Below are 6,595 nucleotides of genomic sequence, written 5' to 3'. Positions count from 1 at the left end.
CGCTTAGCTTCGGCTGACGTTTTCGGGGGTGGGGAGAATGACTAATCTGGCTACCGCGCAGCAGCTTGCGCCGTCCAATTTACAACTGCCGGTTTCGGCCTATTTTGACGTTGATCTCTATCAGCGTGAAATTGAACTGCTTTTTAAGCAGGGCCCAGGCTATGTTGGTCACGAACTCATGGTTCCTGAAATTGGCTCCTACCAAACATTGACCTCAGAAAATGAGGGTCGCTTGCTAGTTCGTAATTCCCAAGGTGTTGAACTCCTTTCCAATGTCTGCCGTCATCGCCAAGCACTCATGCTCAATGGCAAAGGTAAAGCAGACAACATCGTTTGCCCATTGCATCGCTGGACCTACGATTTAAATGGTCAACTAATGGGTGCACCCCATTTTGAAGATAAGCCCTGCCTCAACCTAGGCAAGTCACCTCTGCAAAATTGGCAAGGACTCTTGTTTGAAGGTCCGCGCGATGTGCGCACGGATCTTGCCAAACTCGGCGTCGCTGATGATCTGAATTTTGAGGGTTACGTTCTCGATCACGTTGAAGTTCATGAATGTAATTACAACTGGAAGACTTTTATTGAAGTCTACCTCGAGGACTATCACGTTGTGCCATTTCATCCAGGCTTAGGTAAGTTTGTTTCTTGCGAAGACTTGCGTTGGGAATTCGGTGACTGGCACAGCGTACAAACTGTTGGCATTCACAAGAACCTGGAGAAACCAGGATCACCGGTTTATCAAAAGTGGCATGAAGCGGTATTACGCCACCATGAAGGCAAAACACCGCGCCATGGCGCCATCTGGCTTACCTACTACCCCAATGTCATGGTGGAGTGGTACCCAGGCGTTTTATGCGTTTCGACATTGCATCCCATGGGCCCTAATAAAACACGCAATATCGTCGAGTTTTATTACCCAGAAGAGAGCGCACTCTTTGAGCGTGAGTTTGTGGAAGCAGAGCGTGCAGCCTATATGGAAACCTGCATCGAGGATGATGAAATTGCAGAACGTATGGATGCTGGTCGCGCCGCCCTACTAGCACGCGGTCAAAATGAAGTGGGGCCATATCAAAGCCCGATGGAAGACGGCATGCAGCATTTTCATGAATGGTACCGTCGCGCCATGAATTACGAAGGCGCATAATTCAGTAATACTCACTCGCTCTAAACAGGAAGCCAACATGACGCCTCTCATTACTGCAAATCAGTTAGAAGAAATCATTAACAGTGGTGAGAATGTATTGCTCTGTGATTGCCGCTTTGATTTAGTGGATCCCCAGGCAGGTCGTAAATCTTATCTTGAGGGCCATATTCCTGGGGCCCTCTATGTCGACCTAGACCATGACTTATCCGGGGAAAAAACGGGTAAGAATGGTCGTCACCCACTGCCTAGTCCTGAAGCTTGGGCACAAACCAAATCTCGCTTAGGCATTGACTCCAATACTTTATTGATTGCCTACGACAATCAGGGCTCTGTATATGCCAGTCGCTTATGGTGGATGCTCAAAGCTACTGGCCATGCCAATGTCCAAGTCTTAGATGGCGGCCTAGATGCCTGGAATGGTCCGATTGGCACACTGCCGCGTGAAGCGAAACCAACAACAATGCCAGTACCTGTAATGCCTTATGTTGGCTTAGTGATAGTAGAGGAGGTTGTTCACAACCTTCAGGCCAAGATGAATGTCGTTGTTGACGCTCGTGCAAATGATCGCTTCCATGGTCAAAATGAAACCTTAGATCCTGTTGGCGGACACATCCCCAATGCGATCAATTATTGCTTCAGAGAAAATCTTTCCAGAAAAAGCTTCAAAGCACCCGAACAGCTTTTCAAAGACTTTGTAGGTCTGCTGGGCTCAACCAAAGCCTCTGAAGTGATTCATCAATGCGGCTCTGGAGTAACTGCCTGCCATAACCTCCTCGCAATGGAAATCGCGGGCCTTAAAGGCTCACGTCTATATGCAGGCAGTTGGAGTGAGTGGTGTGCCGACCCGAGCCGGCCAGTCGCGCTTTAATGCAGCAGCGAAAGCAAGATTACAAAGCCAACACCGCAAGCAATCAAAATCGTTTGACGTAAGGATTCCGCCCAATGGGGGCGTCGATGCATTTGCGGAATGAGATCACTCACGGCAATATAAATAAAACCACTTGCAGCAATCACCAGCAAGTAAGGCATTGCCGCATGCGCCTTCTCCAAGAAGAAATATGCCAACACCCCACCCACTACTGCAGATAAACCACAAATCAGGTTGTACATCAATGCACGAGTGCGAGTGAATCCGGCATTCAGCAATACGATGAAATCCCCAATCTCCTGCGGGATCTCATGAGCAATGATGGCAATCGCAGTAAAGATGCCGACTTGGTAATCGGCCATGAATGCAGCAGCGATCAACACACCATCAACAAAATTGTGCAGGCCATCACCAACTAAAATCATCCAACCGCTGCGACCCGCCACCTCTGCATCGTGACCATGATGATGGTCATGACCATCGCCTTCGTGATGATGGCTGTGGCGCAGCAAAGCAATTTTCTCAAGCAAGAAAAATCCTAAGAGGCCTGCCAGCAAGGTAGCAAATAGCAGTTGAGGATTGACGCCCGGCATCGTAAATGCCTCAGGAAGAGAATGAAGCAAGGCAGTGGCCAGCAAAATACCTACCGACACACTGACCATACTGTGAACCATCTTCGACAGCAAAGACAAAGAAAAGCTAGCAGCAACAAGAACGCTAACGGTCCCCGCTAGCGCCGTTACTAATAAAATACTTTGCAGTACTGACATGAAAATTAAGCAACCCCGTTTTGTTTAAACCAGGCGATGCATTTTTCCCAACCATCTTTCGCTGGGCCTTCGCGATATAAGGCGCGATAGTCCGCATGAAAACCATGGGGTGCATCTGGATAAATTTCAAAACGGGAGGCTTTAGCGGCTGGATTTTTCGGGGCTGCTGCCGCAAGCGCTTGACGCATCTGCTCAACAGTTTCGAGTGAAATACCAGCATCCGCTCCACCATACAAGCCCAGAACTGGGGCCTTGAGATCAGCAGCAATATCGACTGGATGACGTGGATTGCCTTCGGTCTTTTCACCCACCAAGCGACCATACCAAGCAACACCTGCACGTACCTGTGGAAGTGTGGCGGATAACCAAGTAATGCGACCACCCCAACAGAAGCCAGTTACGCCAACCTTCTTAACGTCTCCACCATTTTTGCCAGCCCATTGAATAGCTGCCTGTAAATCATTTAAGACTTGAGAATCCGGGGTCTTAGCAACGATATTGCTCATGATCTCAGCAGTAGTTCCGTAAGTATTGGGATCGCCAGCTCGGATAAAGAATTCTGGAGCAATCGCCATGTAACCCAATTTAGCAAAGCGTCTAGTGACGTCGGCAATGTATTCGTGTACGCCAAAAATTTCACTAGCCACAATCACAATCGGCAATTTTCCTTTAGCTTTTTCTGGGCGAGAAACATAAGCCGGCATCTGAAAGCTGCCGACCGGAATCATTTGCTCACCCGCTTTAATGCCAGTGAAATCGGTTTCGATTGCTTGTGCCATCACAGGCTCTGAAGCGGCCACAAAACCAATCCCCATGGTGGTTGCAGTAATGGCGGAGGCTTTCATAAAACCCCTTCTACCGCTAGACACCATTTTTGAATCCTGATCTTTTTTCGTTGTCATCTTTAGTCTCCTGATTTAATGCGCTTCTTCCCAATTATCGCCAATCCCAATACCAACCACCAAAGGAACCTTCAGTTCGGCCACCTTGCACATTAAGTCAGGTAACTTTGCCTGTAAGAGCTCCAACTCATCCAAAGGTACGTCAAACACCAGCTCATCGTGAACCTGGAGCAGCATACGGGTCTTGAGACCCTCTTTTTCCAGCCAATTTTCGACTGCAACCATGGCCAATTTAATCAGGTCAGCTGCAGTTCCTTGCATGGGGGCGTTAATCGCAGCCCGCTCGGCACCTTGACGACGAGGACCATTCGAACCCTTAATCTCAGGCAGCCATAGACGTCTACCAAAAACTGTCTCGACATAGCCATTTTCTCTAGCCTCCAAGCGAGTGCGCTCCATATATTGAGCCACCCCTGGATAGCGATCAAAGTACTTGGCAATGTAGTTTTGGGCTGCCGAGCGTTCGATACCCAAGTTACCCGCTAGACCAAAAGCACTCATACCGTAGATCAGACCAAAGTTAATGACCTTGGCATAGCGACGTTGCTCCGAATTGACACTCTCGAGCGGCACACCAAAAATCTCAGCGGCAGTTGCTTGATGCACATCCTTACCTGCAGCGAATGCAGCTAGTAGATTTTCATCTTCAGCAATGTGCGCCATGATGCGCAATTCAATTTGGGAATAGTCGGCAGAGAGCAACTTGCAACCTTCAGCCGGAATAAATGCCTCACGAATACGGCGACCCTCTTCAGTGCGCACAGGAATATTCTGCAAGTTCGGATCGCTTGAAGCCAAACGTCCAGTCACTGCAGTAGCTTGAGAAAAGCTTGTGTGCACGCGCCCTGTTTTAGGGTCTGCCATACGGGGCAGCTTCTCGATATAGGTCGACATCAATTTAGCAAGACTGCGGTAGTCAAGAATGCGCGCAGGTAAAGGATAGTCTTCAGCCAACTTCTGCAAAACTTCTTCATCAGTAGATGGTGCGCCCGATGGCGTCTTCTTAATTACTGGAAGCTCCAGCTGTCCAAACAAAATTTCTGCAATCTGCTTGGGTGATTGAATGTTGAATGGCTGCCCTGCAAGCTGGTGAATCTCAGCCTCTAAAGCTAGGAGACGCTTACCAACCTCTTGACCCTGCTTGGACAGCAGCGCTGAATCAATCCGAATACCATTGCGCTCCATGATGCCCAATACACGCATTGCTGGCATCTCAATGTTTTCATAAACATAAAGAAGGCCTGGACTTGCCTGAATTTGCGGCCATAGCACTTGATGCAAACGTAAGGTAATGTCAGCATCTTCTGCCGCGTAGTCGGTGGCGATCTTCAGATCAACTTGATCAAAGCCAATCTGATGCACCCCTTTACCGCATACCTCTTCATACTTAATGGTCTTCATGCCGAGATGTCGCTCAGCTAAGTTATCCATATTGTGTGGCATGTGTGACTCAAGCACATAAGACTCCAGCATCGTGTCAAACGCAATACCTTGCAAGGTGATGTCATAGTTCGCAAAAATATGGCTGTCGTACTTGAGGTTTTGCCCAACTTTCAGATGGGTAGCGCTTTCTAGCCAGGGCTTCATGCGCGCTAAGACCAATTCGCGACTCAGTTGCGTTTCTCCATTACGGTGCGCCACTGGGATATAGCAAGCCTCTCCAGGAGTCACGCAAAGCGAGATACCAACAAGCTCTGCAACAAGCGCATCTAAGCTAGTAGTCTCAGTATCGACCGCCGTAAGATCGGCGCCTTCAATTTTTTTAATCCAGCGATCTAATGCTGCTTCGTCGACAACACATTCATAGTGTTTTTCAATTGCACCTTGCAGATCAGTTGTTTCTTGCGATAAAGCAGTTGTCGCCTCTGTAGCAGTGGGGCCAAACTTTTTGGTTGTTGCCTTTACGTTATCTTCAACAATATTTTTGATGAGGCTTCCAGCCAAATCAAAACCTCCACCGGTCTCAGGAGCCGCACCACCAAGCTGCTTCTCTACATCACGCAACCAAGTCTTAAATGCGTAGCGCTCAAACAACTCACGCAATAGTGGCGCATCCTCTGGTTTTGCATGCAGGTCATCCAAGCCTGGCAGATGGGGAGATAAATCACAATCCGTTTTGACGGTAATAAGCTGGCGCGCTTGTGGGAGCCACTGCAAACTGTTTCGCAGATTCTCGCCAACAACACCTTTCACTTGATCAGCATTTGCCATCAAGTTGTCCAGGTCGCCAAACTCAGCCAACCATTTGTTAGCTGTTTTAGGACCAGCTTTCGGAACACCCGGCACGTTATCGACCGCATCACCAATAATCGAAAGGTAATCTACGATGCGCTCTGGAGGTACGCCAAATTTTGCAATCACGCCATCGATGTCTAATTTCTCATTGGTCATCGTGTTGATTAGGGTTACTGACAGATTGACTAGCTGAGCTAAATCTTTATCGCCAGTAGAAATAATGGTTTCCCAGCCAGCTTGGGTAGCCTGGCAAGCTAAGGTACCAATCACATCATCAGCCTCAACCCCAGAAACCATCAGCACTGGCCAGCCTAAGGCCTTCACCATGGCATGGATCGGCTCAATCTGTTTGACCAAATCTTCAGGCATGGGAGAACGGTGCGCCTTGTACTCAGAGTACATTTCATCCCGGAAAGTCTTGCCTTTGGCGTCAAAAACACAGGCAATATGGTCAGCCTTGAGTTCCGAGCGAGCCCGGCGCATCATGTTGACCATCCCATAGATTGCCCCCGTTGGGTCGCCTGCCCCATTTCTGAGGTCTGGCATGGCATGAAAGGCGCGATAGAGGTAGCTAGAACCGTCTACCAACAAGAGTCTATGTTTAGTCATACCGCAATCGTACAATCTAGTTGCTAACTGCCTACAGATCAGGTTCAAATCCTCCTGAAAAGAGGCC

5 protein-coding genes are annotated in these 6,595 nt (G+C 48.6%); 2 read left to right on the top strand and 3 right to left on the bottom strand.

All coding sequences use genetic code 11. The features are described 5' to 3' along the window. Positions 1–37 precede the first annotated feature (37 nt). Both B7X71_RS10285 and B7X71_RS10280 read left to right on the top strand, forming a co-directional pair. A complete protein-coding gene (locus tag B7X71_RS10285) occupies positions 38–1,144 on the top strand; it encodes an aromatic ring-hydroxylating dioxygenase subunit alpha (RefSeq protein ID WP_293598401.1) in 1,107 nt (368 codons plus the stop codon). A gap of 37 nt (positions 1,145–1,181) precedes the next feature. Next, positions 1,182–2,012 (top strand): sulfurtransferase, encoded by an 831-nt coding sequence (locus B7X71_RS10280; protein ID WP_293598400.1) that lies wholly within the window; start codon positions 1,182–1,184, stop codon positions 2,010–2,012. Here B7X71_RS10280 and B7X71_RS10275 read toward each other — a convergent pair. Genes B7X71_RS10275 through polA form a run of 3 tightly spaced genes read right to left on the bottom strand, consistent with a single transcriptional unit; the run spans position 2,009 to position 6,528 of the window. Beyond that, a complete protein-coding gene (locus tag B7X71_RS10275; RefSeq protein ID WP_293598399.1) occupies positions 2,009–2,782 on the bottom strand; it encodes a ZIP family metal transporter in 774 nt (257 codons plus the stop codon). The genes B7X71_RS10280 and B7X71_RS10275 overlap by 4 nt on opposite strands. Positions 2,783–2,787: 5 nt before the next feature. Beyond that, a complete protein-coding gene (locus tag B7X71_RS10270) occupies positions 2,788–3,684 on the bottom strand; it encodes a dienelactone hydrolase family protein (RefSeq protein WP_293598398.1) in 897 nt (298 codons plus the stop codon). A 15-nt stretch (positions 3,685–3,699) separates the two neighbouring features. Further along, the gene (gene polA / locus B7X71_RS10265) at positions 3,700–6,528 is read right to left on the bottom strand and encodes a DNA polymerase I (RefSeq protein ID WP_293598402.1); all 2,829 of its coding nucleotides are present in this window, start codon (positions 6,526–6,528) and stop codon (positions 3,700–3,702) included. Positions 6,529–6,595: the final 67 nt, after the last annotated feature.

Source organism: Polynucleobacter sp. 39-46-10, from assembly GCF_002282275.1.
This window is presented reverse-complemented; position numbering and strand designations above follow the sequence as displayed.

What these genes read in the sequence shown, in the direction of transcription:
- B7X71_RS10270 (WP_293598398.1), bottom strand. Translation starts at nt 3,684, where the DNA reads ATGACAACGAAAAAAGATCAGGATTCAAAAATGGTGTCTAGCGGTAGA.
- B7X71_RS10275 (WP_293598399.1), bottom strand. Translation starts at nt 2,782, where the DNA reads ATGTCAGTACTGCAAAGTATTTTATTAGTAACGGCGCTAGCGGGGACC.
- polA (WP_293598402.1), bottom strand. Translation starts at nt 6,528, where the DNA reads ATGACTAAACATAGACTCTTGTTGGTAGACGGTTCTAGCTACCTCTAT.
- B7X71_RS10285 (WP_293598401.1), top strand. Translation starts at nt 38, where the DNA reads ATGACTAATCTGGCTACCGCGCAGCAGCTTGCGCCGTCCAATTTACAA.
- B7X71_RS10280 (WP_293598400.1), top strand. Translation starts at nt 1,182, where the DNA reads ATGACGCCTCTCATTACTGCAAATCAGTTAGAAGAAATCATTAACAGT.